This window comes from Chiayiivirga flava, assembly GCF_014202825.1.
In the GTDB taxonomy this organism is placed as follows: domain Bacteria; phylum Pseudomonadota; class Gammaproteobacteria; order Xanthomonadales; family Xanthomonadaceae; genus Chiayiivirga; species Chiayiivirga flava.
The window spans coordinates 467,722-482,947 of sequence record NZ_JACHHP010000002.1; the positions used below are offsets into that span (position 1 = coordinate 467,722).

Sequence of the window (15,226 nt, forward strand, 5' to 3'; positions counted from 1 at the left end):
GCCGTCTCCCGTCCGTCCGACCCCCGCTTCCGCCGACGTTTGCCATGCCCGCACCGATCCACCGCTTCGGCCGCTTCCGGCTCGACCCGGCGCGCCGCGCGCTGACCGAGGACGGCACGCCGCTGACGCTCGCCACCAGCACGTTCGACGTGATCGCCTACCTCATCGCGAACGCCGATCGCGCGGTCGGCCGCGACGAACTCGGCGCCGCGGTGTGGGGCCGCACCGACGTCAGCGACACGGTGCTCGGCCAGACCGTGCTCAAGGCGCGCCGTGCGCTCGGCGACGACGGGCGGCAACAAGCCGCAATCCTGACCGTGCCGCGTTTCGGTTACCGCTGGGTGGCGCCGCTGGAGGTGGAGGAGGCGAATGCGTCGTCGAACGAACCGGCACTGTCGGCGCCAGCGCATGCTGCCGCCGCGCAGCCTCCGGCGCGCGACGCGTCGGCCGACGGTGACGCGAACGTGGCCCGGCCGCGGAACGGCGACGCGGAACCGGCAGCGATCGGCACGGCGCCTTCGCCATCCATGCCGTTGTCCGACCCACACCCGATGCCCGCGCCCGCGGCCGGGCGGACGCGGCCGCAGGCACGCTGGCCCGCCGCCGTCGCACTGCTCGCGCTGCTGGCCGCGATCGTCGCCGGCGTGCTGGCCACGCGCCGCGAGCCGCCGGCCGCCGCGGGCGCGGGCGCGCCCGCCGCCGACACCGCCGTCGTGCTGCCGGCGCAGATCGATGCCGACGCCACCCACCAGTGGCTGCGGCTTGGCGTGATGGACCTCGTTGCCGGGCGCCTGCGCGAAGGCGGCGTCGCCACCTTGCCGAGCGAAACCGTGCTCGGCGCGCTGGCGCGCAACCGCGACGCGCTCGAACCGGGCCGGCTCGCCGCGCATGTGCTGCACGCGCGGCTCGTGCGCGGCGTGGACGCATGGACCGTCACGCTGGAACGCAGCGGCGGCGCGGCGCTGTCGATCGACGCGAGCGATGCCGACCCCATCGTCGCCGCACGCCGCGCCACCGACCTGCTGCTGGTGCATCTGGGACGCGTGCCGCCGCCGGCGGTCTCGGCCGAACTCGAGGAACTGCTGCACCGCACCCGCGCGGCGATGCTGTCCGACCAGCTCGACCTGGCGCGCGACCTGCTCGACGCCGCGCCCGCCACGCTGCGCGGCAGCCCCGAACTCGTCCACCGCCGCGCCCAGCTTGCGCTGCGCGAGGGCGACTACGTCGGCGTGGAAGCGATCGTCCCGCCCGCGCTGGCGCAGCTGGACGATCCCGGCCAGCGCAGTCTGCACGCCAGGTTGCTGGTGACGCTGGCCGCGGCGCAGCTGCGCCAGCGCAAGATCGCGCTCGGCCGCGAACACTATGGCGCGGCCGTCGACCTGCTCGCCGACGGCAGCGATCCCGGCACGCGCGGCACCGCGCTGCTCGGGCGCGGATCGGCCGACGCACTCGCGGGCGAACTCGACGCGGCCGTCGCCGACCTTGGCCGCGCGCGCAACGAACTGCACGCGGCCAACGACGCCCTGGGCCTCGCGCAGGTGGACGTCAACCTCGCCCAGATCGCGCGCATGCGCGAACACCCGCACGACGCGCTGCCGATGCTGCGCCAGGCGCGCGACCGCTTCCGCAGCATCGGCGCGGTGGAGGAGAGCGTCTTCGCCACCGTCAGCCTGGCCGAGGTGCACGCCGAACTGCTCGACCACGCGCAGGCGCTGGCCACGGTCGACACGCTCTGGCCACCGGACCGCCATGTCAGCAACGCGCGCATGCGCTGGACCGTGGTGGTGCTGCGCGCGCGCCTGCTGACGCTGCAGGGCCGCTTCGCCGACGCGCAGCCGCTGGTGGACGCGGTGCTGGCGCAGACTGACCCGCTGCTCGACCGTCAGGCGCGGGCGCGCGCCGCGTCGCTCGCGCTGCGGCTGGCGGCCGAGCGCGGCGATCGCGCGCCGATGGACGCGGCGGCCGTGGCGGCGCGCACGATGGAAGCGCCGATCATCGATCCCTGCAGCTACCTCGCAGCGCAGCGGTTGCGGTTCGACGCGCTGCGCGCCGGTGGCCGCGCAGCCGATGCGGCCGCCGACCTTGCGCAGTTGCAGGTCGACACCGAAGAGCACCAGGACCTTGCTTGCATGCGCATCGGCGTGGCCCTGGCCCTGGCGCGGCAGGACCCGTGGCCGCAGGCGCGGGAGCGCTACGCCGCCGCGATGGCGGAGGCCGAGGCGCTGGGCATTCCCGAGGCGTTGGTGGAGGTGGCGTTCGAGTACGTCGAGGCACTGGTGCGGAACGGCGCATTAGACACGGCCGAGGCCGTGTCCGGCCGCGTTTCGGCCTGGGCCGACGCGGACTACCGCGCCGCCGTCGTGCAGGCACAGGTCTATGGCGCCACCGGGCGGGTGGCGCCGTGGCAGCAGGCGATGGAGCACGCGGCGCGATTGGGCGGAGAGCGGGTGCCGGTGGCGGAGTTGAAAAATACGGTGCGTTGACGACGCATTCGAGGAATTTCGGCGATTTTGGGCGCATTATCGAAGCAATAGACTCTTGTCTGTGCCATCGCCGTCCGCAATCCGGAGCGCTCGGGCCGATGCTCCCTGCCCGCCCGCCCGCCCACCCACAGACGCCACGCCCACTCCCACTCCCACTCCCACTCCCACTCCCACTCCCACGCCGCGGCATCAGATGACCCGTCGTCATCCACCCGTCGTCCCGGCGAACGCCGGGACCCAGTGAGTTTCTCGGTTCTGTGGTGCTCGTCGTTGGCCGCGCCAAGCAAAGTCACTGCGTCCCGGCGTTCGCCGGGACGACGGTGGGTGCGGGTGGCGATGATGTCGGGTCCATCGGACACCTTTCATCGAGCACCCGCTGGAGCGGCCGCAGCCCCTCGGACACCCGTTTTCGCCCAGACAACCTCCTGATCCGAAAAAGGAAACCATCGACGAACGAAAAACGAATGCCGCACGAACGCGCCCGGACGCCGCTGTCACTACGGTGCAAGGCATCGGCGCCACCCGCGCCGCACGACCGGAGTTCCGATGTCCCGTCTTCGCGCCCTGCCCCTCGCCCTCGCGGCCGTCCTCGCCACCCCCGTCTTCGCCGCCACCGACCTGCAGCTCGAACGCGCGCTCGGTGGCCGCCCCACCGATCCGCTGCCGGCCGGCGATTACGTCTACCAGCCCAGCGGCAGCATCCTCACCACCATCGACGCCAGCGACCCGGCCGCTCCGGTGGTGACCTCGCGCACCGACACCACGCCGCTGCGCGGCGCCATCACCAACATCGTCAGCCTCGACAACGGCTACCTCTACGCCGCGTTCAGCGGCCCCTCGTCCGAGACCGACGGCGTCGCGGTGTTCTCGCTGGCCGACCCGGCCCGGCCCGAACTCGTCGCCCAGATCGCCTACGACGCCGAATTCCGCGAAACCGGCGCGGTCGTCGCCGGCAACGGCGAGCTGTTCGTGTTCGACGGCGGCGCCGGCATCTTCCGCGCCGACCTCAGCGACCCCGCCGCGCCGGTCTTCACCCGCGTGCTGGACACCTTCGCCGGGTTCACCCGCGGCCGCATCGACGGCAACCGGCTCTACGGCATCGGGCGCAACTTCTTCGGCGACTACTCGGTGAACGTGTACGACATCACCGATCCGGCCGCACCGATCGCGCTCGGCAGCGGCTCGGTGCCGGGCGCGAGCTACGTCGCCGCGGCGCTGGCCCCGCCGTACGTGGTGGGCGTCGGCCTGGGCGTGGGCGTGTTCGATTTCAGCGCGCCCACCGTGCCGGCGCCGCGCGGCACCTATGACGACGGCGTGTCGGTCTACTACGGCGGCACCGCCACCGCCACCCACGCCTTTGGCCTGGGCAACGCGCGCCTCGACGTGTTCGACATCACCGATCCCGACACCGTCGTCCCGGGCGGCCAGTTCCCGATCGACACCTACCTCGCCGAAGGCACCGCGTTCGACGGCAGCGACCTGCTCGTCGCCACCCGCGTCGACCGCCTGCTGCGCATCGACGCCGCCGATCCGGACGCGCTCGCGCAGCGCAGCACCTCGATCCTGGCCGGCGGCTCGGTCCCGTACGACATTGGTTTCAACGCCGGGCACGCCTACATCCTCGGCAACGACTTCGGCATCCAGGTGGCGGACGCGGCCACGCTGGAACCGCAGGCGCTGGTGGAACCCGACATCGAACAGGTGCCGATGTCGCGCGCCTACGAGGAACTGCTCGTCGATGGCGACCGCACCTACCTCGCAAGCTGGGGCTCGGGCGTGGTCATCCTCGACAGCAGCGATCCGGCGGCGCCGGTGCAGATCGGTTTTGTCGAGGCGTTCGCGGCGACTTCGATGGCGGTGCGCGGCGACGTGCTGTTCCTCGGCACCTCGACCAACGGCGGCCTGCTCGCCGCCATCGACGTCAGCGACGCCGGCGCGCCGATCGTCCGCGACGTGGAGATCACCTCGAAGGCGATGCGCGTGCGCACCGCCGGCAATCTCGTGCTGGTCGCCGACCACGTGTTCGACGAAAACCCGGCCGGCCTGCGCCTCTTCGACGGCACCGACCCGGCAAACCTCCAGTTGCTGAGCATCTACAACACCGACTGCGAATACGCGTCCGACGTAGTGGTGTCCGACGACCTGACGACCGCCTACGTGGCCTGCAGCGAGGGTCTGCACATCCTCGACATCACCGATCCCGCCGCGCCGGCCCGCATCGGCCGGCTGCAGGTTGCCGACCCCGGCGCGCCGTTCAACGCCCTGGCGGTGGACGGCGAATCGGCCTGGTACGGCACCGACAGCGGCATCGTCGAAATCGACATCGCCGATGCGGCGAATCCGGTGGAACGCCAGCGCCTGCCGCTGCCGGCGGCGCCGCGCTCGCTGCGCCTCGGTCCCGATGCAACCCTGTATGCGGCGACGGGCTACTCGGGCCTGTTCGTCTTCGGCGAGGAACCGGTCGAACCGCTGCCGCCGGAGATCTTCGCCGACGGGTTCGAATGAGTGGACACACGTCGCAGAGTCGCGCGTCGTCAAGTACGCGAGGGGCCGCATCCCTCGTCGCGTCCAGCAGTGGAATCCTTCTCCCATCGGGAGAAGGTGCCGGCAGGCGGATGAGGGCAAGCCACTCCAGCTGACCGAAGCATTCCATCGGTGCCTCGCTGGCACGCGCCGCCTGCTCGTCCCCGCACGCGGCGTCTGCGGTCGACGCAACCCCCGTCCCTCATCCGCCTTCGGCACCTTCTCCCGACGGGAGAAGGAAACGCGCGTCGGCGTGCGGGACGGCGCTCTGCGGCGTGACGTCAGCCGATGGGCTCGTCGGCAAGATAGGTGTAGCCGGTCAACCCCGCTTCCAGCGCGGCCTTCAGCCGCGCCGCTTCGTCTGCCGGCAGGTTCGCCGCGTCGACGTTCGCGGCATAGGTCGCACGCAGGTGCGCAAGATCGTAGCCGACGTAGTCGAGCATCACGTCCGATGTGTCGCCGCGGCGCGAGCGCTCGAACGCGTAGCCGCTCTGCGTCAGCCGCACGTTCACCGCGTCGGTGTCGCCGAACAGGTTGTGGATGTCGCCCAGGGTGTCCTGGTACGCGCCGACCATGAAGATGCCGAGGCGATAGCTCTCGCCCGCACGCGGCACGTGCAGCGCCATCGACGTGTCCAGATCGCCATCGTCCACATACGTATCGATGCGCCCGTCCGAATCGCAGGTGAGATCGGCGATCACGCCGCGCTGCGTCGGCCGTTCGTTGAGGCGCGCGATCGGCACGATCGGGAAGACCTGGTCGATCGCCCACACGTCCGGCACCGATTCGAACACGGAGAAGTTGACGAAATACTTGTCGACCAGGCGCTCGGCGAGTTCGTCGAGCACCGGGCGATGGTTCTTTTCATCGTACGAAAGACGCGAACGCACACCGTGCGCGATTGCGTAGAACAGATCGTCCAGATGCGCGCGCTCGGCCAGCGTCAGCGCACCGTGCGCATACAGGCTCAGGCCTTCGGCCTGGTAGTGCTGCGCCTCCTGGAACAGCTCCAGCGCCGGGCGCTCGTCGAGCGCGGCGTGGATCTCGCGAAGGTGGCGGATCGCAGCCGGTTCGTCGCCGTCGACCGCGGGCACCGAGCCCGTGGGTGCGGCTTCCACTTCCGACACGTTGGCCACGAGCACGGCATGGTGCGCCGTCATCGCGCGGCCGGATTCGGTCAGCACAGTGGGCTGCGGCAGCTGGTGTTCGAGGCAGGCGTCGGCGAGCGGCTGCACGATGTTGAAGGCGTACTGCTCCAGGCCGTAGTTGGTCGAGCAGAAGCTGCGCGAACGTGTGCCTTCGTAATCGACGCCGAGGCCGCCGCCCACGTCGAGGTATTTCACATTACAACCCAGGCCCGACACTTCCACGAAGTAACGCACCGCCTCGCGCATGCCGTTGGCGATATCGCGCACGTTCGAGATCTGCGAGCCCATGTGGAAGTGCAGCAGGTTCAGGCAGTCGGCAAGGCCGACGCGCTTGAGTTCCTCGACGAGGTCGAGCAGCTGGCGCGGCGAGAGGCCGAACTTGGCCTTGTCGCCACCGGAGTTCTGCCACTTGCCGGCACCGAGCGACGCGAGCCGCATGCGCACGCCGAGGCCGGGCTTCACGCCGAGCGCTCGCGCTTCCTCGATGACCAGGCGCAGTTCGGACGCCTTCTCGATGACGATGTAGGTTTCCAGTCCGAGGCGGCGGCCGATCAGCGCGAGGCGGATGTATTCGCGATCCTTGTAGCCGTTGCAGATGACGACGCCGCCGGGCTTGGACAGCGCCAGCACGGCCATCAGCTCGGGTTTGGAGCCGGCTTCCAGGCCGAAACCTGCGCCGCCGTGCGCGGCCAGTTCGCCGGCCACGCCGAGGTGCTGGTTGACCTTGATCGGATAGATCGCGGTGTAGCCGCCACCGTAGGCGAGTTCTTCCATGGCCTTGGCGAAGGCACCCTGCAGGCGCGCGAGGCGGTCGCCGAGGATGTCGGAAAAACGCAGCAGCAGCGGCAGTTTCATGCCGTCGGCGAGCGCGCGGTCCACGACTTCGGGCAGTGCGATGGTGGGGCCGGTGTCGCCGCGCGGGCGCACGTCGATGCGGCCGGCGTCGTCGATGCCGAAATACCCCTCGCCCCAGTGTTCGATGGAATAGGTGCGGCGGGCACGGTCGAGCGACCAGTCGGTCATCGCAGGGTCTCCAAAGGCTCGGCGACGCGGGGCGTCGCGCAGGAACACTCCGCGGCAGCGCGGGGCGGACGCGGAGTTTAGCGGAACGGGATGAATGGGCTGTGCGTGATCGCCGCAGGCTGCACGCTGCAGCCGACCGCAGCGGTCCGCGCCAGCCCCACCGTCGTCCCGGCGAACGCCGGGACGACGGGAGGATGGGAGGCCTGGTGTGGACTGCAAGCTCGAACCGCGAAGGCCTGCGCATCATTCGTCGGGCGGCGGCGCCTCGCGCGTGTTGGTCGACGCCGTCGTCGCGGGCGTAGCGGGCGCGGCATCAGGCACCGCCTTCGCCGGCCAGAACCCGCCGGCATTGAGGCTCGCCCACGTCCACCGCAACCAGCGCAGCAACGCACTCGCCAGCCACAGCGACCACACCAGGATCGCGGTCTTGTAACACCACAGCGGCAACGTCACCGCACTCGCCACCGGCAACACGCCGTCGGCACTGCGATCGGCAAACCAGCGCAGCGCATTGCCCCACGACTGGTTGCCCGTCACATGCATGTCCGGCTGGCTCAGCAACCCGTACGGAATCGCCAGCAGCAGGCACAGCAACGCCACGCCCGTTGCACCGATCAACGCCACCTGCAGCAGCATCGCAATCCGCCGCCGCGCCATCCATTCCGGATGCCGCGCGCGCCAGCCGATAACGAACAGCCACGCCGCCACCAGCATCGCCGGCCACCACGACAGCGCCGAGAAGCCGAGCCCGAGCAGCAGCCAGTCGTGCAGGCGCAGCGGCGTGCCGCCGATGCGCGCCAGCACGAACGCCACCAGCAGCATCGCCGCCAGCCCGCTCCAGAACAGCACCGCCGGGCCGACGCGCGGGCCGCTGGTGAACAGCAGCCAGCGGTCCTGCGGCAGTTGCAGGTGGAGCGCGATGTTGGCCGCCGATGCGCCCAGCGCCACGTCGGGCGTGGACACGCGCGCCGAAGAGGGCACGGCGTCGCGCCAGCGGATCGACACGCGTTGCGGCGCCGTGCGCAGCGGCAGCGTGAGACGGCCGGCGTCGAGCAGCAGCGGTTGTTCGGCGCCGTCGATGGCAAAGCCGAGCAGCTCGGCGTCCGCCGGCAGCTGCAGCATGTGCTGGCCGGCGCGCGTGGCGCGCAGCGTGAAGGTCAGCGAGCTGCTGCGCGCTTCCTGGCCGATCTCGACATCGAGCGACACGTCCTCGATCGCAACGCTGGCGCCGTCCACCGCCACCGGCCGCGTGACGCGCGCGGTGAGCGTTTCGCCCGGCAGCGGCAAGAAGCGCTGGCTACCGGAAGGCGCGTCTTCGCCGGATTGGGGCAGGCCTTCGGTGTCGACGTGCAGCAGCGGAGCCACCGACAGCACCCACTCTTCGGCGTAGAGGCGGCCATCGCTGGCGGTCAACGTCAATGTTTCGGACGGCACCAGGCGCGAGGACCACGTGAACTGCGTCTCGCCTGCCGGCAGCGACACGATGGCGTGGCCATTGCGCACCGGCGGCGTCGCACCTTCCGGAAAGGTGGCGTAGATCTGCTCGCCCGGCAGCAACGCGATCGCCAGCGTGATGCCGCTGCGCTGCGGCGCGACGCGCTGGATCGTGGTGTGGGTCTGCCATTGCTGATCGATGGTGACGGCGCGCCGCACGCGCACGAAGACGGGCACGCTGTCGGTGGCCGCGTCGTTGGTGCCTTCGCCGCCCACGGCGGTATCGGATGCAGTGCGGCGCGGCGGCACGAGGTCGAGCGTGTCGCCGATGAGGCGGCCTTCGTCGACGCCGGCGATCTCGAAGCCGTCGGCGCGCACGTCCAGCGTGGCCGGCGGCAGCGGGAAGGTGATGCGCCAGCGTTCGCCGTCGGCGCGATACGAGGCCTCGACGCGATGCACGCCGCGGTCGAGCGCGATCCAGTCGCCGCTGCCGTCGCGCGCCACGGCGGCGTCGACACCGTCGACACGCACGCCGACGAGCTGCACCGAGGCATCCGGCCGCGGCAGCGGCCACGCGGTGGCGGCCTGCGTGTGGGCGTCGAGCTGGAGCACCAGCGTGCCGTCGCCCGCGATGGCGGTGACGGTGCCGAGCGCGCTGCAGTGCGGCTGGCAGGCGACCTCGGGCGTGAGCAGGCGTGTGCGGAGTTCGGCCAGCAGGTCCGGTCCGGGGATCGGTGCCATCGGCGCCTGCGCCGCTGCACGGTCTGCCGGCAGCGCGCCGAGTCCGCACGCCAACACCAGCCCCGCGGCAGCGGCCGGGCGACGCATGCGTCGCGTCGACGCCGCGCCACTCGGGACGGGCTGCACCGGCCGCGCGATGCGCCACACGATGAAGGCCAGCAGCAGCACCGCCAGCACGCGCCAAGTGCGCGTCAGCCACGGCGGCGACACCACCAGGCCAAGCTCCGTGCCTACGGCCAACGGGCCGTTCCATTGCAGCGCATGGTTGTGCCAGTCCCAGCCCGGCCGTGCCGATCCCGCCTGCGCGATGGTGTCGGCCGGGTAGCGGAACAGGTCGACGGTCTTGACCCGCGTGCCGCTCACTTCGGTGTCGACGCGCTGGATGCGCGAACCGGTCACTTCGACGCGATCGAGCGTGTTGCCGTCGTCGGCCATCACCGGCGCGGGCGGCGGCGGTGGGGCCGCAGGTGCCATTTCCATCGCCATCTGGGGTTGGCCGCCCCAATCGGCCACGAGCGGCGTGCTGTAGCCGCGCGCCGTGCTGTCGCGTTCCAGCTGCGGATGCAGCGAGAGGCGCAGTTGTTGCGCCGCAAACGGCAACACCAGCAGCGCCGCCAGCACGAGGATCACATTGCGCACAATCCCGGTGACACGTGCCAACCGTCCCGGCGGTAGGTGCCGCAGCAGCAGGCTCAGCGCCACCGCGCACAGCAGCGAGACACGCGGCGCCAGCGGCTCGTGCCACGCCAGCAGCACCCACGCCACCAGGCCGGCACCCAGCGCCACGCCGCCGAGGCGGAAGGCCATGAGCGCAAACAGGCTCAGCAGGAAGATGTCGAGCAGCGACCACGCGTCCCACCAGCTGCCACCGGCACGATCGGCACCGGTGGCGCCGAGCAGCCTGTAGCCGGGCGGCAGGTGCAGCACGGTGCTGGCCGAATCGAACGGCTGCGTCCAGCCGTTGGCGGGCAGGCTGCCGCCGCGCGGCGCGCGGGCACCGGTGTCGAGCGAGACAGCCGGGTCGCGCATCTCGACGCCGGAAAGCTCCGGCGATGCGCCGCGCGTCACCAGCAGCGGCGACGTGCCGTCGCGCGTGGCCCGTTCGAGCGACCACGGCGCCGCCATGTCCAGCCGCTGCTCGCTGCCGAGCTGGCCGTGAATGGTGTCCTGCGCCAGATAGCCGCCGCCGTCGAAATCCAGCCACAGCTCGCGTTGCAGAGACAGCCGCGCCGGGCGCTCGCTCGGCAGGCCGCGCAGTTTCACGTCGAGAGTGGCGACGCTGTCGGCATCGAGCACGTAGCCCGGCAGGGTGTCGCTGCCGTCGAACAGGTGCTGGTCCAGCAGCTCGATTTCGAAACCCGGAGCGCTCCAGTCGGGGGTATCGGCCTGCGTCGGGTCGATGCCCGGCACGCCGCCGAACTGGGCAAGGCGGAACAGCGGATCGTCGCGGAACTGCCAGATCTCCTGCGTCGGCAGCACACCGTCGGCCGCGATGGCCGGCAGGCGGAATTCGGTCATCGGCGTCGCCGCGCGCGCCACCAGCAGCAGCTCCCACTGCCCGGCGCGCAGCTGCACGCGCACACTGCCGTCGCCGTCGATGCGCGCCGGCAGCTCGCCATCGAGCAGCACGGGCACGAAACCGGCCGGCAGCAGCGGCGCCAGCACCTGCTCGCGCGGCTTGCCCGACACCGACACCCGCACCAGCGTCGCCAGCATCTGCGGCACGCCGTCGGCGAGCAGGCGATAGGTTTCGATCTGCAGCGCATCGCTTTCGCCGGCGCCGGCCGCGCCGAGCACCAGAGCGTCCTCGCTGTTGCGCTCCGGCGCCGCCACCGTCACGCCGTCCACGCGCAGCGACACCAGCGCGATCGCGCCGGGCACCGGCAACGTGGCCGGTCGCCGCGCCCAGGCGAAGCGCCCGGCCAGCCGATGCGTCCCGGCCGGCAGCAGCACCCATGGCCCGCCGTCGTTGAGCACCGGCACCGGCGCGCCGTTGGCGGTCACCTCGATCGGCCGCCACTCGCCCGAGCCCGGCAGCGGCACCCGCTGCGGCGCCTGCAGGGTCCAGGTCTGGGTAAAGCGCGCCCCGTCGGCGTCCACGTCCAGCGCCAGCTCGCCCGGCCAGGCGCAGCGCGTGGCCGATTCGAACGGCGTGCACAGCGCCTCGGCCTGTCCGTGCAGCACCCACTCCCGCCACGGCTCCAGCACCGGCGGCACCGGCGCCGCCAGCGCGGACCCCGCCTGCAACGCCAGCAGGCAGACGCCCGCCACCCAAGCCACCCACCCGCCACGCTGCGCCGAGCCCGTACCCATGCCGCTCTCCCGTCGTGATGCCGCGAGCCTAGCCGAACGTGCAAGTTGCGCGAGAGGGGTCACATCGCCGCTCGTCCGACGGTCATCCCATGCCGCGCTGCCGCATGCCGGCCCCATCCGCTACAATCCGCCCCCTTTGCCTCCCACTTCGCTGCCGGACCCCCATGAGCACCACCGAACCGACCTGGTACTACGAAAACTTCGAACATTCGGGTTCGGCGATCGGCTTCCGCGTGACCGGCAAGCTCGACGAAGTGCAGTCGGAATTCCAGAAGATCGAGATCTGGGACACCACCGACTGGGGCAAGCTGATGGTGATCGACGGCGCCATCATGCTCACCACGCGCGACAACTTCCTCTATCACGAGATGATGGCGCATCCGGTGCTGTTCACCCACAGCAACCCCAAGCGCGTGGTCATCATCGGCGGCGGCGACTGCGGCACGCTGCGCGAGGTGCTCAAGCACAAGGAAGTCGAGCACGCGGTGCAGGTCGACATCGACGAGCAGGTCACGCGCATGGCGGAGAAGTACTTCCCCGAACTGTGCGAGTCCAACCACGACCCGCGCGCCGAACTGCTGTTCGACGACGGCATCGCGTACATGAAGAACGTGGCCGAAGGCACGGTCGACGTGATCATCGTCGACAGCACCGATCCCGTCGGCCCGGCCGAAGGCCTGTTCAACGAGGCGTTCTACGTCTCCTGCATCCGCGCGCTGCGCAACGGCGGCATCCTCGTGCAGCAGTCCGAGTCGCCGCTCGTGCATATCGGCCTGATGAAGGCAATGCGCCACCACATGACCGCCGCCGGCTTCGCCGACACCCGCACCCTGCCGTTCCCGCAGCCGTGTTATCCCACCGGCTGGTGGAGCTGCACGCTCGCGCGCAAGGGCAGCGAGCTGGCCGGCTTCCGCGAGCGCGGCGCGCAGTCCAAGAGTTTCGCCACGCGCTACTACAACGTCGACGTGCACCGCGCCGCGCTGGTGCAGCCCGAATTCATGCGCGAGGCGTTCGGCGACTGATCGCCGACGCTGACTGGTTCAAACGGAGTCTCCCGTGTTTTTCGAACGCCTGCCCGAATTCATCGGCAACCATCCGCTGCTGAGCCTTGCCTTCGTCGGCATCGCCATTGCACTCGTGATGAACGAATTCTCGCGCTTCACGCGCGGCTACAAGGCCGTGTCGCCGGCGCAGCTGACCCAGCTCATCAACCGCGAGAACGCGCTCGTGGTGGACGTGAGCGCCATCGGCGACTACGAGAAGGGGCACATCGTGGGCTCGAAACACGTGGCGCTGAGCCAGCTCGATCCGGAGAGCAAGCTGTTGGCGAAGGTGAAGGAACTGCACGTCGCGGTCGTGGACCGCAACGGCATGCAGTCGGGCGCGGCGGCAAAGAAGCTGGTGAAGGCCGGCTTCAAGAACGTGTACTGGCTCGATGGCGGCATCGCGAGCTGGCAGGGCGCGGACCTGCCGCTGGCCAAGGGCCGCGCGAGCTGAGCGTTTCCTTCCCCGCGGGACCCATGCTTTCCTTCTCCCGCCGGGAGAAGGTGCCGAAGGCGGATGAGGGACGGGCGTTGCGGTGTATCCCGCGTCCGGGCATGGGCCGAAAACCCTTGTACCGCATGCTTAGCGAGGCCTGTCAGGCCCGTCCCTCATCCGCCCTGCGGGCACCTTCTCCCCGCGGGAGAAGGCGATGCGGGCTTGATTTCACCTGCAACGCCCCGCATGGGATAATCCCGCTTCTCTCGCTACACCCAATCACTGGAGTGCCTCATGGCCGATGAAACCACCAACGGCGCCGCCGCCGAAGCCCCGACCGCCACGCAGTTCAACCTGCAGAAGATCTACATCAAGGACGCGAGCTTCGAGGCCCCGAATGCGCCGCAGGTGTTCCAGGAAGACGGCCAGCCGCAGCTGCAGCTCAACCTCGCGCAGAAGGTCGCGACCCTCGCCGAAGGCGTGTTCGAGGTGGTGCTGACCGTCTCGCTCACCTGCACCCTCAACGGCAAGAATGCGTACCTCGCCGAAGTCCATCAGGCCGGCATCTTCGGCGTGAACGGCTTCGACCAGCGCAACACCGAAGCCCTGCTCGCCACCTATTGCCCGAACGTGCTGTTCCCGTACGCCCGCCAGGCCGTCGGCGATCTGGTCACCAACGGCGGCTTCCCGCCGTACTACATCCAGCCGATCAACTTCGAGCAGCTCTACGCCGAACAGCTGCGCCGCCGCCAGGCCGGCGCCGACGTCAGCGCACCCGCGCAGGGCAACGCGTAACCGCATGAGCCGCGCCCCGCGGCTCGCCGAGGGCGCCGCCGGTCCGCTGCGACTGGCGGTGCTGGGTGCCGGTTCCTGGGGGACCGCGCTTGCGGTGCAGGGCGCACGCAATGGCCTCGACACCGTGCTCTGGGGCCGCGATGCGGCCGCCATTGCCACGATGCGCAGCGAACGCCGCAACGTGCGCTATCTGCCGGACCTGTCGCTGCCGCAATCGCTGCGCTACGACGACGATCTCGCGCGCAGCGTGGCCGACGCGGACCTCGTGCTGATCGTGGTGCCGAGCCACGCGTTTCCCGACATCGCGCGCGCCATCGCGCCGCTCAAGCGTGCCGGGGTCGGCGTGGCCTGGGCGACGAAAGGCTTCGAGCCCGGCTCCGGCCGATTCCTGCACGAAGTGGCGCAGGATGCCTTCGGCAGCGAGATTTCCCTCGCCGTCGTGACCGGGCCCTCGTTTGCGCGGGAAGTCGCGCAAGGCCTGCCGACCGCGGTGACGGTGCATTCGGACGACGAGTCCTTCGCGCAGGACGTGGCCGACGCCCTGCACGGCCCGACCTTCCGCGCCTACACCGGCAAGGACGTGGTCGGCGCCGAACTCGGCGGCGCAATGAAAAACGTGCTGGCGGTGGCCACCGGCATTGCCGACGGCATGGCGCTCGGACTCAACGCGCGCGCCGGCCTGATCACGCGCGGCCTCAACGAGATGCTGCGGCTCAACGCCGCCATCGGCGGGCGCGCCGAAACGCTGATGGGGCTCGCCGGCCTCGGCGACCTCGTGCTTACCTGCACCGGCGATCTCTCGCGCAACCGTCGCCTGGGTCTTGCGCTCGGGCGCGGGCAGCCGCTGCGCGAGGCCGTGGCGCAGATCGGCCAGGTGGTCGAATCGGTGCAGACCGCGGACGAGGTGATGCGCCTTGCGGAACGGCACGGCCTCGACCTGCCGATCAGCGCGCTGGTGCGGCGCGTGCTGCACGAGGACATCACCCCGAGCGACGGCCTGAAGCTGCTGCTCTCGCGCGAGCAGAAGCCCGAATACCCGAGCGGGCTGTTCGACTGACCTCGTCGGGCGGACCGGATGGCGTCCGCAGACACCGCGGTCTCCCGCGCATCGCCCGCCGACGTTGCTCGACGATGCCGCGCTGCGTCGGCTCCACGCGACGCGAGCCATCATGTATGCGGCACGGTTCGTCACGAGTATTCCAAGGAAGCCGACCACCGTTCATCGTCATCCCGGCGAAAGCCGGGATCCAGTGACGTTGCTCGGTTTTGCTCTTGCGTCAGATCAAG

The 15,226-nt window shown here is 70.6% G+C and carries 8 protein-coding genes; 6 read left to right on the forward strand and 2 right to left on the reverse strand.

The genetic code is table 11. The features are described 5' to 3' along the window. Positions 1 to 44 precede the first annotated feature (44 nt). Positions 45 to 2,483, forward strand: coding sequence for a winged helix-turn-helix domain-containing protein (locus HNQ52_RS06555; protein WP_183960310.1), 2,439 nt, complete (start codon positions 45 to 47; stop codon positions 2,481 to 2,483). Positions 2,484 to 3,029: 546 nt separating this feature from the next. Further along, positions 3,030 to 4,988, forward strand: a complete 1,959-nt coding sequence (locus tag HNQ52_RS06560) for an LVIVD repeat-containing protein (protein ID WP_183960311.1) — start codon at positions 3,030 to 3,032, stop codon at positions 4,986 to 4,988. Positions 4,989 to 5,287: 299 nt separating this feature from the next. Here HNQ52_RS06560 and speA read toward each other — a convergent pair whose 3' ends face one another. Both speA and HNQ52_RS06570 read right to left on the reverse strand, forming a co-directional pair. Next, the gene (gene speA / locus HNQ52_RS06565) at positions 5,288 to 7,177 is read right to left on the reverse strand and encodes a biosynthetic arginine decarboxylase (RefSeq protein ID WP_183960312.1); all 1,890 of its coding nucleotides are present in this window, start codon (positions 7,175 to 7,177) and stop codon (positions 5,288 to 5,290) included. A 243-nt stretch (positions 7,178 to 7,420) separates the two neighbouring features. After that, complete coding sequence (locus HNQ52_RS06570) at positions 7,421 to 11,665, reverse strand: hypothetical protein (protein ID WP_183960313.1); 4,245 nt, start codon at positions 11,663 to 11,665, stop codon at positions 7,421 to 7,423. Positions 11,666 to 11,829: 164 nt separating this feature from the next. On the opposite strand from HNQ52_RS06570, the gene speE reads away from it, so the two are divergent. From speE to HNQ52_RS06590, 4 genes are all read left to right on the forward strand, one after another. Then, positions 11,830 to 12,687, forward strand: a complete 858-nt coding sequence (speE, locus tag HNQ52_RS06575) for a polyamine aminopropyltransferase (RefSeq protein WP_183960314.1) — start codon at positions 11,830 to 11,832, stop codon at positions 12,685 to 12,687. 34 nt (positions 12,688 to 12,721) lie between these two features. Beyond that, positions 12,722 to 13,162 carry a rhodanese-like domain-containing protein gene (locus HNQ52_RS06580; protein ID WP_183960315.1) on the forward strand — a complete coding sequence of 147 codons (441 nt, stop codon included), beginning with the start codon at positions 12,722 to 12,724 and terminating at the stop codon, positions 13,160 to 13,162. Between the two features lie 276 nt (positions 13,163 to 13,438). Beyond that, positions 13,439 to 13,939, forward strand: coding sequence for a protein-export chaperone SecB (secB, locus tag HNQ52_RS06585; protein WP_183960316.1), 501 nt, complete (start codon positions 13,439 to 13,441; stop codon positions 13,937 to 13,939). A gap of 4 nt (positions 13,940 to 13,943) precedes the next feature. Continuing rightward, positions 13,944 to 14,996 carry an NAD(P)H-dependent glycerol-3-phosphate dehydrogenase gene (locus HNQ52_RS06590; protein WP_183960317.1) on the forward strand — a complete coding sequence of 351 codons (1,053 nt, stop codon included), beginning with the start codon at positions 13,944 to 13,946 and terminating at the stop codon, positions 14,994 to 14,996. The last annotated feature ends 230 nt before the right edge of the window (positions 14,997 to 15,226 follow it).